Source organism: Pseudomonas sp. RIT-PI-S (assembly GCF_025642975.1).
Lineage (GTDB): Bacteria > Pseudomonadota > Gammaproteobacteria > Pseudomonadales > Pseudomonadaceae > Aquipseudomonas.
Window position 1 is genome coordinate 59330 of the sequence record NZ_JANZKJ010000016.1, and the last position, 14985, is coordinate 74314.

Annotated in this window: 14 protein-coding genes; 4 read left to right on the plus strand and 10 right to left on the minus strand. The window is 63.6% G+C overall.

Going from position 1 to position 14985, the window contains the following annotated elements:
- Positions 1–48 precede the first annotated feature (48 nt).
- Entirely contained in the window at positions 49–615 is a 567-nt protein-coding gene (gene grpE, locus OGL93_RS19230) for a nucleotide exchange factor GrpE (RefSeq protein ID WP_263264467.1), read from the minus strand.
- Between the two features lie 196 nt (positions 616–811).
- On the opposite strand from grpE, the gene recN reads away from it, so the two are divergent.
- On the plus strand, positions 812–2485 hold the full coding sequence (gene recN / locus OGL93_RS19235; RefSeq protein WP_263264468.1) for a DNA repair protein RecN: 1674 nt from the start codon (positions 812–814) through the stop codon (positions 2483–2485).
- Positions 2486–2559: 74 nt separating this feature from the next.
- Here the strand turns inward: recN and fur are convergent, their stop codons facing one another.
- Positions 2560–2964 carry a ferric iron uptake transcriptional regulator gene (fur, locus tag OGL93_RS19240; protein WP_263264469.1) on the minus strand — a complete coding sequence of 135 codons (405 nt, stop codon included), beginning with the start codon at positions 2962–2964 and terminating at the stop codon, positions 2560–2562.
- Between the two features lie 97 nt (positions 2965–3061).
- Here fur and OGL93_RS19245 point away from each other — a divergent pair, with 97 nt between their 5' ends.
- Positions 3062–3589, plus strand: coding sequence for an outer membrane protein assembly factor BamE (locus tag OGL93_RS19245; protein ID WP_263264470.1), 528 nt, complete (start codon positions 3062–3064; stop codon positions 3587–3589).
- A gap of 133 nt (positions 3590–3722) precedes the next feature.
- Here OGL93_RS19245 and OGL93_RS19250 read toward each other — a convergent pair whose 3' ends face one another.
- Positions 3723–4157, minus strand: coding sequence for a type II toxin-antitoxin system RatA family toxin (locus OGL93_RS19250; protein ID WP_263264471.1), 435 nt, complete (start codon positions 4155–4157; stop codon positions 3723–3725).
- Positions 4158–4164: 7 nt separating this feature from the next.
- Positions 4165–5568 carry a sodium-dependent transporter gene (locus OGL93_RS19255; RefSeq protein WP_263264472.1) on the minus strand — a complete coding sequence of 468 codons (1404 nt, stop codon included), beginning with the start codon at positions 5566–5568 and terminating at the stop codon, positions 4165–4167.
- Between the two features lie 136 nt (positions 5569–5704).
- Here OGL93_RS19255 and smpB point away from each other — a divergent pair, with 136 nt between their 5' ends.
- Positions 5705–6190 (plus strand): SsrA-binding protein SmpB, encoded by a 486-nt coding sequence (gene smpB / locus OGL93_RS19260; RefSeq protein WP_263264473.1) that lies wholly within the window; start codon positions 5705–5707, stop codon positions 6188–6190.
- Positions 6191–6232: 42 nt separating this feature from the next.
- Here smpB and OGL93_RS19265 read toward each other — a convergent pair whose 3' ends face one another.
- From OGL93_RS19265 to OGL93_RS19290, 6 genes are all read right to left on the minus strand, one after another.
- Positions 6233–7027 (minus strand): SDR family oxidoreductase, encoded by a 795-nt coding sequence (locus OGL93_RS19265; protein ID WP_263264474.1) that lies wholly within the window; start codon positions 7025–7027, stop codon positions 6233–6235.
- Positions 7028–7096: 69 nt separating this feature from the next.
- A complete protein-coding gene (locus tag OGL93_RS19270; protein ID WP_263264475.1) occupies positions 7097–8542 on the minus strand; it encodes an efflux transporter outer membrane subunit in 1446 nt (481 codons plus the stop codon).
- Positions 8539–9600 (minus strand): HlyD family secretion protein, encoded by a 1062-nt coding sequence (locus OGL93_RS19275; RefSeq protein WP_263264477.1) that lies wholly within the window; start codon positions 9598–9600, stop codon positions 8539–8541. Before OGL93_RS19275 ends, OGL93_RS19270 begins: the two co-directional genes overlap by 4 nt.
- A 24-nt stretch (positions 9601–9624) precedes the next feature.
- A complete protein-coding gene (locus OGL93_RS19280; RefSeq protein WP_263264478.1) occupies positions 9625–11160 on the minus strand; it encodes an MFS transporter in 1536 nt (511 codons plus the stop codon).
- 157 nt (positions 11161–11317) lie between these two features.
- Positions 11318–12229 carry a LysR family transcriptional regulator gene (locus OGL93_RS19285; RefSeq protein ID WP_263264479.1) on the minus strand — a complete coding sequence of 304 codons (912 nt, stop codon included), beginning with the start codon at positions 12227–12229 and terminating at the stop codon, positions 11318–11320.
- Positions 12230–12302: 73 nt separating this feature from the next.
- Complete coding sequence (locus OGL93_RS19290) at positions 12303–13070, minus strand: GntR family transcriptional regulator (protein WP_263264480.1); 768 nt, start codon at positions 13068–13070, stop codon at positions 12303–12305.
- 212 nt (positions 13071–13282) lie between these two features.
- Between OGL93_RS19290 and OGL93_RS19295 the strand changes: the two genes are divergently transcribed.
- Positions 13283–14953, plus strand: coding sequence for a lactate permease LctP family transporter (locus OGL93_RS19295; protein WP_263264481.1), 1671 nt, complete (start codon positions 13283–13285; stop codon positions 14951–14953).
- Positions 14954–14985 lie beyond the last annotated feature (32 nt).

The window sequence follows — 14985 nt, forward strand, 5'->3', positions numbered from 1 at the left end:
GGTAGCACTCGAACGCTTGACGACTAAATGGGGGCCGTTTTAAAGATTTCAAGCCTTTTCATTGATCGAAGGTGACGCCGCCGCGGCAGGCTTGCTGACCACCACCATGGCGGGGCGCAACAGCCGGCCGTTGAGCTGGTAACCCTTCTGGAACACCTTGAGCACGGTGTTGGGCTCCACCTCGTTGCTTTCCTGCATCGCCATTGCCTGATGATGTTCGGCGTTGAACGGCTCACCATGCGGGTCGACCGGCTCGGCGCCGTAGCGCTTGAGGGTGTCGGCGAACATCTTCAGCGTCAGCTGCATGCCTTCGCGCATCGGGCGCATGGCTTCGTCATCCGAACTGGACAGCTCCAGGCCACGCTCGAGACTGTCGACGATCGGCAGCAGATCATTGGTGAATTTCTCCAGCGCGAACTTGTGAGCCTTCTCTACGTCTTGCTCGGCGCGGCGGCGAATGTTCTGCAGGTCGGCGGCCACCCGCAGGGATTGATCCTTGGCTGCGGCCAACTGCTCTTCGAGGGCTTGCACTTGGGCGGCAAGGTCATCGCCGGTGGCTTCTGGCGCCGGGGTCGCGTCCGGGTTCTGTTCGTCCAGAGTCTTTTCTTCAGCCATGGGGTTCTCCTTTGGATACGACGGCGAGTGATACCTCGCCCATGTTGCCCGCTATATGGGGCCGCCAGCGCCCGGTTCAAGGCATGGCCGCGAGCAAATTCTTCGCGACCTGCCCGAGCGGTCGACAGAGGGCATTGTCAGGCGGCCGCAAAGCACTGTATAAATAACCAGACCTTTCACTTCGGGGATCGTGACCATGCTGGTGCACCTGTCCGTTCATAACTACGCCATCGTCGAACACCTGGACCTGGAACTGGAACGCGGCATGAGCGTGATCACCGGTGAAACAGGTGCGGGCAAGTCGATCATGCTCGACGCATTAGGGCTCGCACTGGGCGACCGCGCCGACAGCGGCGTGGTCCGGCCGGGGGCCGACAAGGCTGATATCCTGGCGACCTTCGACGTCAGCGAAATCCCCGACGCCCGCGCCTGGCTGGCCGAGCGAGACCTGGACACCGATGCCCATTGCATCTTGCGCCGGGTGATCACCAGCGAGGGCCGGTCGCGTGCCTACATCAACGGCACCCCGAGCCCGCTCGGAGACCTGAAAGCACTGGGCGAGCTGCTCATCGACATCCATGGCCAGCACGAGCATCAGTCCCTGCTCAAGCCAGACACCCACCGCCGGCTGCTCGACGAATTCGCCGGCGCCAGCGACCTTGCCCGCCAGGTCGGGCTCGCCGCGCAGCGGTGGCGGCAAACCCGCCAGGAAATCAATCGCCTGTCGAGCACCAGCGACGAGCAGCGGGCACGCCATCAACTGCTCAGCTATCAGCTCGAAGAGCTGGAAAACCTCGCGCTGGGCGAAAACGAGCTGGACGAGCTGGAGCAAGCACAGAAGAACCTCGCCAACGCCGAAGGGCTGTTCGCAACCAGCCGCCAGGTCGTGGAGCAATGCGCGGACAGCGATTCGGGGAACATTCTCGATGCGCTGGGTGCCTGCCTCAATCGCCTTACCGCCGTGACCAACCCGCCACGGGCATTGCAAGAGGCCGCCAACCTGCTCTCAAGTGCGCAGATTCAGGTAGAAGAGGCCGTGGGCGAACTTAACCGCTTCGTCGATAACTTCGAGGCGGACCCTGCCCGGCTGCAGCTGATAGAGGAACGCCTGGATACCATCTATACCCTGGCGCGCAAACATCGAGTGCAGCCTGCGGAGGTGGTCGCCCTTCATCAGAAGCTGTTCGATGAAGTGGAAAGCCTGGCGGCTTGCGACGAATCCATCGAACGCCTGGAGGGGGAGCTTGCGGCCTTCGCCCGTCATTACCAGGAAAAAGCAGGCGAGTTGAGCGCGCTACGCGGCGAAGCGGCGCAACGGCTGGCGTCAGCCGTGGAGGAAGAAATCCATCGGCTCGGCATGCCCGGGGGCCGGTTCCTCATTGAGCTCAAGCCCCACGACGGCAGCGACCTTCACCCCAATGGCCTGGAAGCCGTGGAATTGAAGGTTAGCGCCAACCCGGGCCAGCCGATCAAGTCCTTGGCCAAGGTGGCCTCGGGAGGAGAGTTGTCTCGCATCAGCCTGGCGATCCAGGTGATCACCGCGCAAACGTCGCGCACGCCGACCCTGGTGTTCGACGAAGTCGACGTCGGTATTGGCGGCCCCACCGCGGAAATCGTCGGCCAGCTGCTCCGCCGGCTAGGGGATCGCGGCCAAGTATTGACCGTCACCCACCTGCCGCAGGTTGCCGCCCAAGGGCACCAGCACTTGTTCGTGCACAAGCTGCGGGGCAGCGACGAAACCCGTACAGCGGTACGCAGCCTGGCCAAGGCCGAGCGCATCGAGGAAGTCGCGCGGATGCTCGGTGGTGTCGACTTGACCAAGGAATCCTTGGCTCACGCCCGCAAGATGGTGGTCAGCGCCAAAGGGTAGGACCGGCAGGCGAATTCGACGCCTTCCAAATAAAAAACCCGCCTGGATGGCGGGTTTTGCGTTTCAACGGCAGATTACTTCGGCTTGCGCACGTACAACACCAAGTTGTGATCCACCAGCTCGAAACCATGCTCGGCAACGATCTCCTTCTGGCGCTTTTCGATTTCGCTATCGAAGAACTCGATCACCTCGCCTGAGTCCACATCCACCATATGGTCATGATGGCCGCCATCGGCAAGTTCGAATACCGCGTGGCCGCCGTCGAAGTTGTGGCGAACCACAAGCCCGGCTGCTTCGAACTGGGTCAATACCCGATACACCGTTGCCAGCCCAACGTCTTCTCCCGCTTCCATGAGGGCCTTATAGACGTCCTCTGCACTCATATGGCGTTGTTCGGTCGAGTCAAGCATTTGCAGGATCTTGACCCTGGGAAGGGTCACTTTCAGTCCTGCTTTTCGTAATTCGTTGTTTTCAACCATGGTCAGCTTTCTCGCCGATGCTGCTTCGCAGCTTGATTCAATGCGGGTATGATCGGGGCTTTGTTGACCCAGCCAAGATAGTGGAAGTCGCCCACCGATGCAAAACACCAAGCACTTGCTTACCAGCCTCACGTTCGTGGGCCTGCTCGCACTCGCCGGTTGTTCGTTCCCCGGGGTTTATAAGATCGACATCCAGCAGGGCAATGTCGTCACGCAGGACATGATAGACCAGTTGAGGCCTGGAATGACCCGCCGGCAAGTGCGGTTTATCATGGGCAACCCGATGTTGGTGGATACCTTCCATCCCAATCGTTGGGACTACCTCTACAGCATGCAGCAAGGTGGCGCTCGCCGGCAGCAGGAACGGGTGAGCGTGTTCTTCAATGAGCAGGATCAACTGGCTAGCCTGTCGGGCGACTTCATGCCTGGTGTGAGCCGCGACGATGCGATCCTCGGCAAGGACAACACCGCAACCCCGGCAGAGCAAAATGCTCCCGCGCAGCCGCAGCAGCCCGAAACGCCGGCCAAGCCCGGTTCGCTGCTTGACCAGATCCAACGTGACGTGGACCAGGCCAAGCCGCAGGCCGTTCCTAGCCCCGCCCCGATCGAATCATCCCCGCAGTAATCCCTCGCTTTTAGAACTAGCGTTCGCCCTACTTGTAGGCGCGAGCGCTAGCTAGCACTCATCTAATTAAGGTCATACCCGGTTCACCAGCTTCGCTGGCTGCCACGGGCCCCTATAGAGGCCCTCAAGGATCTCAGCCGTTAAGCTGCTTGGCCCGCTGGCAGAACGCGTCCACCAGGGTATTGGCCGCCTGGTTGAACAACGGCCCGAGGGTCGCGCGCACCAGTGGGCCATCGTAGTCGAAAGACAGGTCCAGGCTGATCTTGCAGGCTTTTTCGCCCAATGGCTTGAACACCCAGATGCCATGCAACTGGGTGAATGGGCCTTCCTCGAGGTTCATCTCGATTCGCTCGCCAGGCACCAGGCTGTTGCGGGTAACCAGCCGCTGGCTTAGGCCGCCTTTCGCTACTTCGAGGCTTGCCCGCATGAAATCCGCGCCACTCTCGATAACCCGGGTGGAAGAACACCACGGCAGGAACTCTGGGTACCGGGCCACATCATTGACCAGATCGTAGAGCGCCTGGGCCGGGTACGGGAGCAGTGCGGAGCGTTGAATATGGGTAGTCATGAACGCGTCACTTCCAAAGCTGAGCGGCAAATACGATGAGGATGCCGCACGGCGCCACATAGCGCATCAAAAAGAAGGTGAGTTCGAACAGCACCGGATTGCGGATCGCCAGCTCATCACGTACAGCCCCGCGCCCCATCACCCACCCGGCGAACAGTACGAAGCACAGCCCGCCCAGTGGCAGCATGATCCGTGAAGTGAAGAAATCGATCACTCCGAAAAAGTCCAAGCCAGCCTGGGCGCCCCATTGATAGAGGTGGAAGCCCGCGGCATCGTTCACGAAAAATTTCGCTTCCTTCCAGATGTTGAAGGAGAACACCGTGCCCAGGCCGAACAGCCAGCAGGCGACGGCCAGCAGCGTGGCGACCCAGCCGCGGGAGAGCCCCTTGCGCTCCACCAGGTAGGCAACCATGGGCTCGAGCAGCGAGATCGCCGAACTCCAGGCGGCGACGCCCACCAGAATGAAGAACACCACGCCCATCAACTGGCCAAAGGGCACGCTGCCAAAGGCGAACGGCAAGGTCACGAACATGAGGCCCGGCCCTTCGCCCGGGTTCAGCCCGGCGGCGAATACGATCGGGAACAGCGCCACGCCAGCCAGCAGCGACACGAAGGTATCGAGCAGCGCCACGGAAACGATGGTTCCGCCGATGGATGCGCTCTTGGGCATGTAGGCGCCGTAGATCATGATCGAGCCCACGCCAACGCTGAGCGAGAAGAACGCATGCCCCATCGCCGGCAGTAGGCCGTCGAGGACCTTGCTGGCGTCGAAGTCGAACATGAAATGCAGGCCGTCCATGAAGTGCCCGGTGGTGAGGCTATACCCCAGCAGGATCACCAGCAGCAGGAACAGCAGCGGCATCATCACCCGCAGGCTACGCTCCAACCCACCGACCACACCCTTGGCGATCACCACTGCCGAGGTGAACATGAACACGCTGTGCCAGAAGATCACCCGCAGCGGGTCGGAGATGACATTGCCGAAATAAGCGCCGACCTGATCGGGAGTGACCCCTTCGAAATCGCCCTTGGCCATGTCGAAGATGTAATCGAACGACCAGCCACCCACCACGCTATAAAAAGAAAGGATCAGCAAGGCAGTGAGCATGCCGGCGAAGGCGCCCCAGGACCAGGTGGTGCGGTGGCCCGCCTCCCGGGCTAGCACCGCCAGCGCGTTGGCCGGGCTCTGGCGTGCGCGGCGGCCGATGAGGGTTTCGGCCAGCATGACCGGCACGCCGATCAAGGCGATGCAGGCGAGGAACATCAGCACGAAGGCGCCGCCACCGTACACCCCGACCATGTAAGGGAATTTCCAGATACTGCCCAGCCCGACCGCAGAGCCGGTAGCGGCAAGGATGAACACCCAGCGGCTCGCCCAGCTTCCATGGACGGACACCTTTTCACTCGACATCCGCTTACTCGCCCATGTGTAAAAAAATGAGCGCGCATTGTCCGGGATTAGCCGCACCACCTCAAGCTAAGCCAAGCCGTTGAAATACTTCGCAACCGTAGCCGCCAGGCAAACTTGCCCCTATAATGCGCGCCCTATGGCCAAGCAAAAGAAGCATCCCACAGGGACGATCGCGCTGAATAAAAAAGCGCGCCACGATTATTTCATCGAGCAACGCTTCGAGGCGGGGCTGGTACTCGCCGGCTGGGAAGTGAAAAGCCTGCGGGCTGGCAAGGCGCAGCTGGTCGACAGCTACGTGCTGCTCAAAGACGGCGAAGCCTGGCTGTTCGGCTCCCACTTCACGCCGCTCACCACCGCCAGCACTCACGTCATCGCGGACCCTATCCGCACCCGCAAGCTGCTGCTCAACAAGAAAGAGCTCGAGCGCCTGCATGCCTCCGTGCAACAAAAGGGCTACACCGCGGTGTGCACGGCGCTGTATTGGAGCAAGCACCTGATCAAGTGCGAGATCGCACTGGGCAAGGGCAAGAAGGAATACGACAAGCGCGATACCGAGCGCGAGCGCGACTCCAACCGCGAAATGCAGCGGGCCGTGCGTAACAAGGGCAAGGGCGAGGATTGATCCTCCCCCCACGCCTCTAGCCTTCAAGGCACGCTGCTTCCCTTAAGCGATAGCGCGCACCACGCCGCCATCCACACGCATGGCCGCACCCGTGGTTGCACTGGCCTGGCGCGACGCCAGGTATACCGAAAGGTTCGCCACCTCCTCCACCGTCGCCAGGCGGCCGATCAGCGAGCTGGGGCGGTGCTCGGCGATGAAGTCTCTTTCCAGTTGCTCAACCTCGACGCCCTGCTCTTCAGCCATCTGCGCGAAGAACCCGCCCACGCCCTCGGAACGGGTTGGCCCCGGCAGGATCGCATTGACGGTCACCCCGGTGCAGGCCAGGGTTTCGGCCAGCCCACGAGAAACGGCCAAAAGCGCTGTTTTGGTGGTGCCGTAGTGGACCATTTCAGTAGGGATCTGCAGCGCAGACTCACTCGACAGAAATTGCACCCGGCCCCAGCCGCGCTCCGCCATGCCGGGCGCATAGAAGCGCGAGAGCCGAACCGCGCTAAGCACGTTCACTTCGAAAAAGCGCCGCCACTCTTCGTCGGTAATGTCGAAAAAACCCTTGGGTTCGAAGATCCCCAGGTTATTGACCAGGATGTCGGTTTGCGGCACCTGTTCGAACAGCGCCGCGGCGCCCTCGGCCGTGCCCAGGTCCGCGGCCACGCCCTGGACCCTGGCCCCCGGCAGCTTGGCGCGGATGGTCGCGATGGCTGCATCCACGCGCTCTTGGCTGCGGCCGTTGACTATCACTTCGGCGCCGGCCTCGGCCAGGCCGAAAGCGATGGCCAAGCCGATACCGGCGGTGGAACCACTAACCAGGGCACGCTTGCCATGCAAGGAGACATTCATTGGTATCGCTTCCTTTTTCCGGTTGAAATGCAAACCCAGGCCAGCTGGCCCGGGCTCAAGAACGGCCGCTCAGCGGGCCGCGGTGTGCGGCCCCTCGTCGAACGCCTGCCAGCCGCCACCCAAGGCGCTGTAGAGCGCCACCAAGGCATCGGAGGTTTGCGCGTTGCTGGCCACCCATTGCTCCTGGTTGGTCAGCAGGTTGCCCTGCAAGGTCAGCACGTTAAGAAAATCCACCGCGCCCTCCACGTACTGCCGCTGGGCCGTGTCCAGCGCCGTCCGGCTCTGGCGCACCGCCTCGGCCAAGGCGTCGCGGCGCAGTTGGCTGGCGTTGTATCCGCGCAAGGCCTGGTCCACTTCATGCCAGGCGGTGAGCACTTTCTTACGATAGTTGAGCGCCGCTTCTTGCTGCTGCGCCTCGCGCAGTTCCAGCGCGCCCTTGAGCCGCCCGCCTTCGAACAGCGGCAGGCTGAGCACCGGGCCAAAGGCGAAGCGCCGTGAATCCCAGTCGCCCAGGCTGGACAGCTGCAAGGATTGCAGGCCCAGGTCGCCCGACAGTCGGATGCTCGGGTAGAAGTCCGCCTGGGCCACGCCAATCGACGCGGTGGCGGCATGCAATTGCGCCTCCGCCTGGCGGATATCCGGGCGCCGACGGGCCAGCTCGGAGGGTAAGCCCATGGCGAAGCGGCCATGGCCTTCAGGTATCGCGCCTGGCGCTGACAGCTCGGCGTCCAGGCTGCGGGGCGGTTCGGCCAGCAGCAGGCTCAGGGCCTCGACTGCATCGCCACGGCGCTGTTCGAGCGCCGGCACCCGCGCCTCGATGGCCGCCACCTGTGAAGCTCCCTGAGCGACATCGAGCCGGGTCGCCACGCCATCGTCGAAACGCTGTTGGCTCAGGCGCAGGCTGTGCCGCGCCACCTCAAGGTTGCCTTGGGTGACCGCCAAGGTGGCCTGGGCTTCGCGCAACTGGATGTAGTGATGGGCAACGTCACCGAGCAAGCTCAGCAATACCCCGCGCCGATCGTTCTCGGCCACTTCCAGGGTGGCATTCGCCGCCTCTACCTGGCGCCGCACGCGCCCCCACAGGTCCAGCTCCCACGCCGCGCTCAAGCCTAGGTCCCAATAGTTGTAGGCGTGGCGCCCATTCTCGTTGGACGGGTCGCTCAAGCCGTTGGCGCTGTTGCGCGACCGGTCGGCCTGGCCTGCTGCATCCAGGCTAGGGTAGCGCTCGGCAACCAGGCTGCGATGCGAGGCGCGGGCTTGGAGCACACGCATTGCGGCCATGCGCAGGTCCAGGTTGTTAGCCACCGCCCGCTGAATCAGCCGGGTGAGCAAGGGGTCATCGAAGCGCTGCCACCAGTCGATATCCAGCTGCTCGGCGGTCGGCTGGCTGGCGGCGGCGGAGGCTTGCAGCGGCGGCCACGCCGCCGGCGGCGAGTCGGACGGTGGCTTGAAGTCCGGCCCCAGGGTGCAGCCGGCCAGGGTGATGGCAAAGGTAACAGCGGCCAGGGTTCTCATCGCGTGCTGATCTCCCGCACCTTCGTGTCTGCCTTGGCGTTGGTGTCGATCCGGGCAACCACGGACATACCCACCCGCAGCCGTTCGAGCAACGGCTGGTTAGGGTCCAGCACGATCTTTACCGGAATGCGCTGCACCACCTTGGTGAAGTTGCCCGTGGCGTTGTCTGGCCGCACGGCGGCGAAGGTCACCCCAGTGGCCGGGGCAATGCTTTCTACACGGCCGCGCAGGGTTTGCCCGGCGAAAGTGTCCACACTGACCTCTACCGGCTGGCCAGCCGTGACGTCCGTCAGTTGGGTTTCTCTGAAATTGCCGATCACGAAGGCCTTATCCAGCGGGACCACCGCAAGGATGCGCGAGCCTGGGGTGACGTAAGCACCCACGCGTACCGCGCGCTGGCCGACCATGCCGTCAATGGGCGCGGTGATCCGTGTATAGGACACATCCAGCTGGGCCTGGTCGAGCGCGGCCTGGGCCCGCTGCTGCTCGCCTTCGGCACTGGCGACCTGGGCGCGCAGCACATCGACCTGCTTGCGCGCGGCAAGCAGCGAGGCCTTGGAACGGGCGAGGCTGGCGCGGGCTTTATCGACCCGGCTGCGCGCCTGCTGGGCGTTCTGCACGGTGCCGGCACCCTCCTGGGCCAACCGCTCATAGCGCGTCAGCTCGTGGTCCGCGAACGCCTGCTCGGCTTGGTCGGCGCCCAGCTCCGCTTGCGCCTGCTCGATCACCGCCGCTTGGCGGTCGAGCATCGCGTCGGCATCCTGCAGGCGCGCCTGGGCCACCATTGCCTGGGCCTTGGCTGCAGCCAGGGCCGCCTGGTAATCCCGATCGTCGATCAGCGCCAGCAACTGGCCGGCCTGAACGCGCTGGTTATCCTCCACCAGCACCTGGGTGATAAAGCCTGCGACTTTCGGTGCCACCAGGGTGTAATCCGCCGACACATAGGCGTCGTCCGTGGACTGCGCGGCGCCTTCGCCGAGCCAGGCGACGGTGACATACAGCCCGGCGGCAACGACCACGGCAGCCGCCGCCAGGGAAATCCTTTGGGTTCTGTTCATGAGGGGCTCACTGTTCGAGAAAAGTCAGGCCACCGCGCGGGGCGGATAGATGCGGGTTGGCACGATGGGAATAAGCAGCACCATGGCCAGGGCCACGCCGGCCATGTACAGGTAGAGGTCTGCGCTGGCCAATACCACTGCCTGCTGGTGCAGACGGCTGGCTAGGTCCGGCAGGCTGTCGTCGATCTGCGGCGCATTGCCCAGGGCGTCTACCAGCATCGTGGAGTGGTAGTGCAGCCGGTGAGTGGTCAGCACGTCGATCAGCGCACCTGCAACCACGGAGGCCAGGCCCTTGATGGTGTTGAACCAGGAGGAGGCGAAGGGGCCGTCCTGGGGCGTCATGCCCCCGGTGGCAAGCATCAGCAGCGGGATCACCGCCATCGGCTGGCCAAAGATCTGCAACAGTTGCAACACGTAGAAGTTACTGCGTATCCATTCGCCGGTCAGTTGGCTGGCGCCGATGCAGCTGGCAGCCAGCAGGGCCAGCCCAGCGGCCAGCACCCAGCGGCAATCCACCGCGCGGAAGTTGCACAGCGCCGCGGTGAGGGGCAGCGCCAGCAGTTGTGGCAGCGCCACCAGCAGCATGACCGGCGCAGTGTGCACGGGCCGGTAGCCGTGAACCTGAGCGAGGAAACTGCTCGGGATGATCAGCACGCCGGAGAGCACCACCAGCACCCCGCCCAGGGTGATCAGCGCGTGGGTCAGGTTGCGGTTGGCCAACATCTGCAGCTTGAAAAAAGGCAGCGGGTGTGACCATTCGTTGATCAGAAAGAGCACCAGCAACAGCAATCCGCCGCCCAGCGCTACGGCGATCACCGGGGATTCGAACCAATCCAGCCGCTCCCCCTGGGACAGCCCAATGACGATGCCGCAAATGGCCGGCAAGCCCAGCAGCAGGCCGCGCCAGTCGAACTGACGAAAGCGTTCCAGACGCAGCGGATCTTGCGGCAAGCCCCAACTCACGCACGCCATGGCCAGCAGCGAGGGCCCGATGATCTGCCAGAACGCCCAGCGCCAGCTCACGTATTCGGTCCACAGGCCGGCCAGGGGCGTGCCCAGGCTCGGCCCGAAGGTCGCTGTCAACGCATAGCCGGCCAAACCATAGAGCTTGATGTTCGGCGGCAGGAACCGCAGGGCCACGCTCATCAGCATTGGCGGCAGCGCGCCCCCGGCGAAGCCCTGCGCGGCCCGCAGCAGCATCAGGCATTCGAGGTTGGGCGCCAGCGGGCACAGCAAGCCCAGCATGGCGAAGGCGCCGATCGCACAGAGCGTGAACCGGCGCAGCGAAAAGGTCGCTGCACACCAGGGGGCGAACGCCATGGCCGAGACCGAGGTAGCCGAGTACAGCGCCACCAGCCAACTGCCCTCGTCCGCGCCGATGTGCAGGGCGCCACGTATATCGGCCATAGCGACCTTGGTGACCATTTCATTAAGCCCGGCGCAGAGCACCGCCAACAACACGCCCAACAACCCGATCACGATCCGTGGGCCAAACGGCTGGGGCGTGGCCGGGGCGGCCGCAGCAGCAGGCGCCGCGGGTGCGGCGGCAAGGCTGGTCATACCGGCCTCCGCGCCAAGGCGGCAGCAGTGGAAATGAGGTGCGCAAAAGTCATCGCAGGGCTCCAACAAGGTTCCCGGCGAGTGTAGGAAGCACTATTGCTGACGAATAGTTACTTATCGGCAGCTCTTTGCTGCACCAAACGCAATCCAACCGCTATCAGGGGCTATGGCGGCTGCAGAAGGCTTTCAGGGTTTGCCGCAGCCAGCGGTGCGCCGGGTCGTTATCGAACCGTGGATGCCACGCCTGCATGATGTTCACCGGGGCCAACGCCATGGGAATCCGAAACGAGCGCAGCGGCAGGGCCAGGCCCGCCACACTCACCAGCAAGTGCTCGGGCAAGGGCAGCAGCAGGTCTGAGCTGGGGAGCGAGAACATCGCCGAATGGAAACTGGGCGTGATCAACGCCACCCGCCGCTGCAAGCCCATATCCGCCAGGGCCCTATCGATGGGCCCTTGGGCGCGGCCACGGCGGGACACGCTGATCTGCTCGTAGGCGGCGAAGCGCCGCGGGGTGATTTCATCATCGAACAGCGGGTGGTCAGCCCGGGCCAGGCCTACAAAGGTGGTGGCGAACAGGCTTTGGATCTTGATTTCCGGCCCCAGGTCGCGGCTTGCACTGATGTACAGGTCCAGCCGGCCATCGCGCAACGCTTCGTCTTCGTCGTCACCAGCGCCCTCCGGCACGAAGCGCAGCACGGTGCGGGGCGCCTCCTGGCGCAGGGCGTCGAGCAGTTGCGCCCCAAACGCCGCGATGAACACGTCATTGGCGCGCAGGTTGAACGAACGCTCCAAGGACATCAGGTCCACGCTGTCTGGGCAGTTGAACACGTGCGCCGCCTGTTCAAGGATGCCGCGCACCTGATCGCGCAGCGCCAGCGCCTTGGGCGTAGGCACCAGCCCTCGGCCGGCGCGCACCAGGATAGGATCACCGACCGCGCCACGGATTCGGGTAAGCGTTCGGCTCATGGCGGCAGGGCTCAGGTTCATGCGGCGGGCGGCTCCCACCACGCTGCCCTCAACGAGGAGCGCCTCCAGCGCTACCAGCAGGTTCATATCCGGAATACGCATCGGTCCTTCCATTGGTTATGCAAATAACGAGTTCCCGCAGGCCATGCCCGGGAGCAGGCGCGTCTCCCTGGCGCTACATCCCTTTGCGCCGCTCCGCCCGGGCCAGCCGCTGCGCCTGTTGCTGGACCTCTGCGAGCACTTCCTGCACATACAGGATGTGCCGGCTAGATACCTCTCTGGCCACCTCCGCCTGGCCGTCCATGATTGCCCGGTACAGCTCACGGTGCTGGCTGATGAGCATTTCGCGGGTTTCCTCGCGCTGCTTGTACATCCCGCCGATGTTGGTCACCACGTTGCGCTTGAGCAGGTCGAACAGGCCACGGATGGTGTGCAGCAGCACGGCGTTGTGGCTGGCTTCGGCAATCGCCAGGTGAAAGCGCGCATCGGCCGCGCCCTCCTCCGCCCGGCTGGCTTCACCGGGGTGGGCATAGCATTGCTGGAGCGCCTCGAAGGCAACGGTAAGCCGCTCGCGATCGAGTTCGGTCGCCCGCAGCGCGGCGTAATACGCGCAGGATGCTTCGAGCGTGTGGCGGAACTCCAGCAAGTCATGCTGGGCGTCGGCGCTGTGCTCCAGCAATTCCAGCAGCGGGTCGCTGAAGGTAGCGCCGAGGGTATCCACCACGTAGTTACCGCCACCCTGGCGGCTGACCAAAATGCCCTTGGCGGCCAGCTTTTGTATCGCCTCACGCAGCGAAGGGCGGGACACCCCGAACTGCTCGGCCAACACCCGCTCGGCAGGCAGGCGCTCGCCGGCGCGTAAGGTGCCTTCGAGAATCATTGCCTCCAGCCGCTCGACGATGTCATCGGACAAACGCCGCTGCCGAACCTGATCAAAACCCATCTGGTATCTCCACGCCTTCGATCTGTTGTGCCCGGTCGCCATTCTAATGGTTCGCAGGCTTCGGCGGATGGCCGGCCCTCGCGCCTATACGACCTTAGGCCCAGGCAATTGACAGCTCCCCTATAGGCACCCTAACCTAGCCAACACAACGTGTAAATTGGTATTACCAATTTACAAGAGAGCCTGACCAATAACAATTAGGGGCCCCAACCATGCATACCTGGCAACAACTCTATAGCCCATTGGGCAGCCTTGGGCTGTCTGCGGCAGCCGCGCTGATCCCGATTGCGTTTTTCTTCCTGGCCCTGGCCTGGCTCCGCTTTAAAGGTCATGTGGCCGGCGGGCTGACCCTGCTGCTGGCGCTGCTGGTGGCCACGCTTGCCTTTGGCATGCCGGTGGACATGGCCCTGGCAGCGGCCGGCTATGGGTTTTTGTACGGCCTGTGGCCGATCGCCTGGATCATCGTTGCGGCGGTGTTCCTGTATAAGCTGACGGTCAAGAGCGGCCAGTTCGAAATCATCCGCAGCTCGGTGCTGTCGCTCACCGAAGACCAACGCCTGCAGGTGCTGTTGATCGGCTTCTGCTTCGGCGCCTTCCTCGAGGGCGCGGCAGGCTTCGGCGCGCCGGTGGCAATTACCGCCGCGCTGCTGGTGGGCTTGGGGTTCAACCCCCTGTATGCCGCTGGCCTGTGCCTGATCGCCAACACCGCCCCGGTCGCCTTCGGCGCGCTAGGCATCCCGATCATCGTTGCCGGGCAGGTCACGGGGATCGACGCCTTCAAGATCGGTGCCATGACCGGCCGCCAACTGCCGCTGCTGTCCGTGTTCGTGCCGTTCTGGCTGGTGTTCATCATGGATGGCTGGCGTGGCGTGCGGGAAACCTGGCCAGCGGCGCTGGTGGCAGGCGCAAGCTTTGCCATTACCCAATACCTGACCTCCAACTTCATCGGGCCGGAGTTGCCAGACATCACCTCGGCGCTGGTCAGCTTGATTTCCCTGGCGCTGTTCCTCAAGGTCTGGGCACCAGCCGCCAGCAGCGCCCAGTTGGCAGGGGCCAGCGCGGGTGCCGCCGCCACCCGGTCGCCCTCGCGGCAACCCTCGCCTTATCCGCTGGGCGCGATACTCAAAGCCTGGTCGCCGTTTCTGATCCTCACGGTGTTAGTCACCCTCTGGACGCTCAAGGCGTTCAAGGCCCTGTTCGCCTCGGGCGGCGCGCTGTACCGCTGGGTGCTGAGCGTTCCGGTACCGCACCTGGACCAGTTGGTGATCAAGACCGCACCCATCGTCGCCACACCTACCGCGATGCCGGCGATCTTCAAGCTGGACCCGATTTCCGCCACCGGCACGGCAATTTTCCTAGCGGCGGTAGCGAGCATGCTGGTGCTGCGCATTCGACCTTCAATTGGTCTTACCACTTTCCTTGAAACGCTCAAGGAGTTGCGTTGGCCGATTCTTTCCATCGGCATGGTCCTGGCGTTCGCCTTCGTTACCAACTACTCGGGCATGTCCTCGACCCTGGCGTTGGTATTGGCCGGCACCGGCGCAGCCTTCCCGTTCTTTTCGCCCTTCCTCGGCTGGCTAGGCGTGTTCCTCACAGGTTCAGATACCTCGTCCAACGCGCTGTTCAGCTCGCTCCAGGCCACCACCGCGCACCAGATCGGCGTGAACGACACCTTGCTGGTAGCCGCCAACACCAGCGGCGGCGTGACCGGCAAGATGATTTCGCCGCAGTCCATCGCCGTGGCCTGCGCCGCCACCGGGCTGGTGGGCAAGGAATCGGACCTGTTTCGCTTCACCCTCAAGCACAGCCTGTTCTTCGCCGCCGTGGTGGGCCTGATCACCTTGGCCCAGGCGTACTGGTTCACCGGCATTTTGGTGCATTGAGGCTTTACTGAAAGATTCTTGCGGAGACCTGC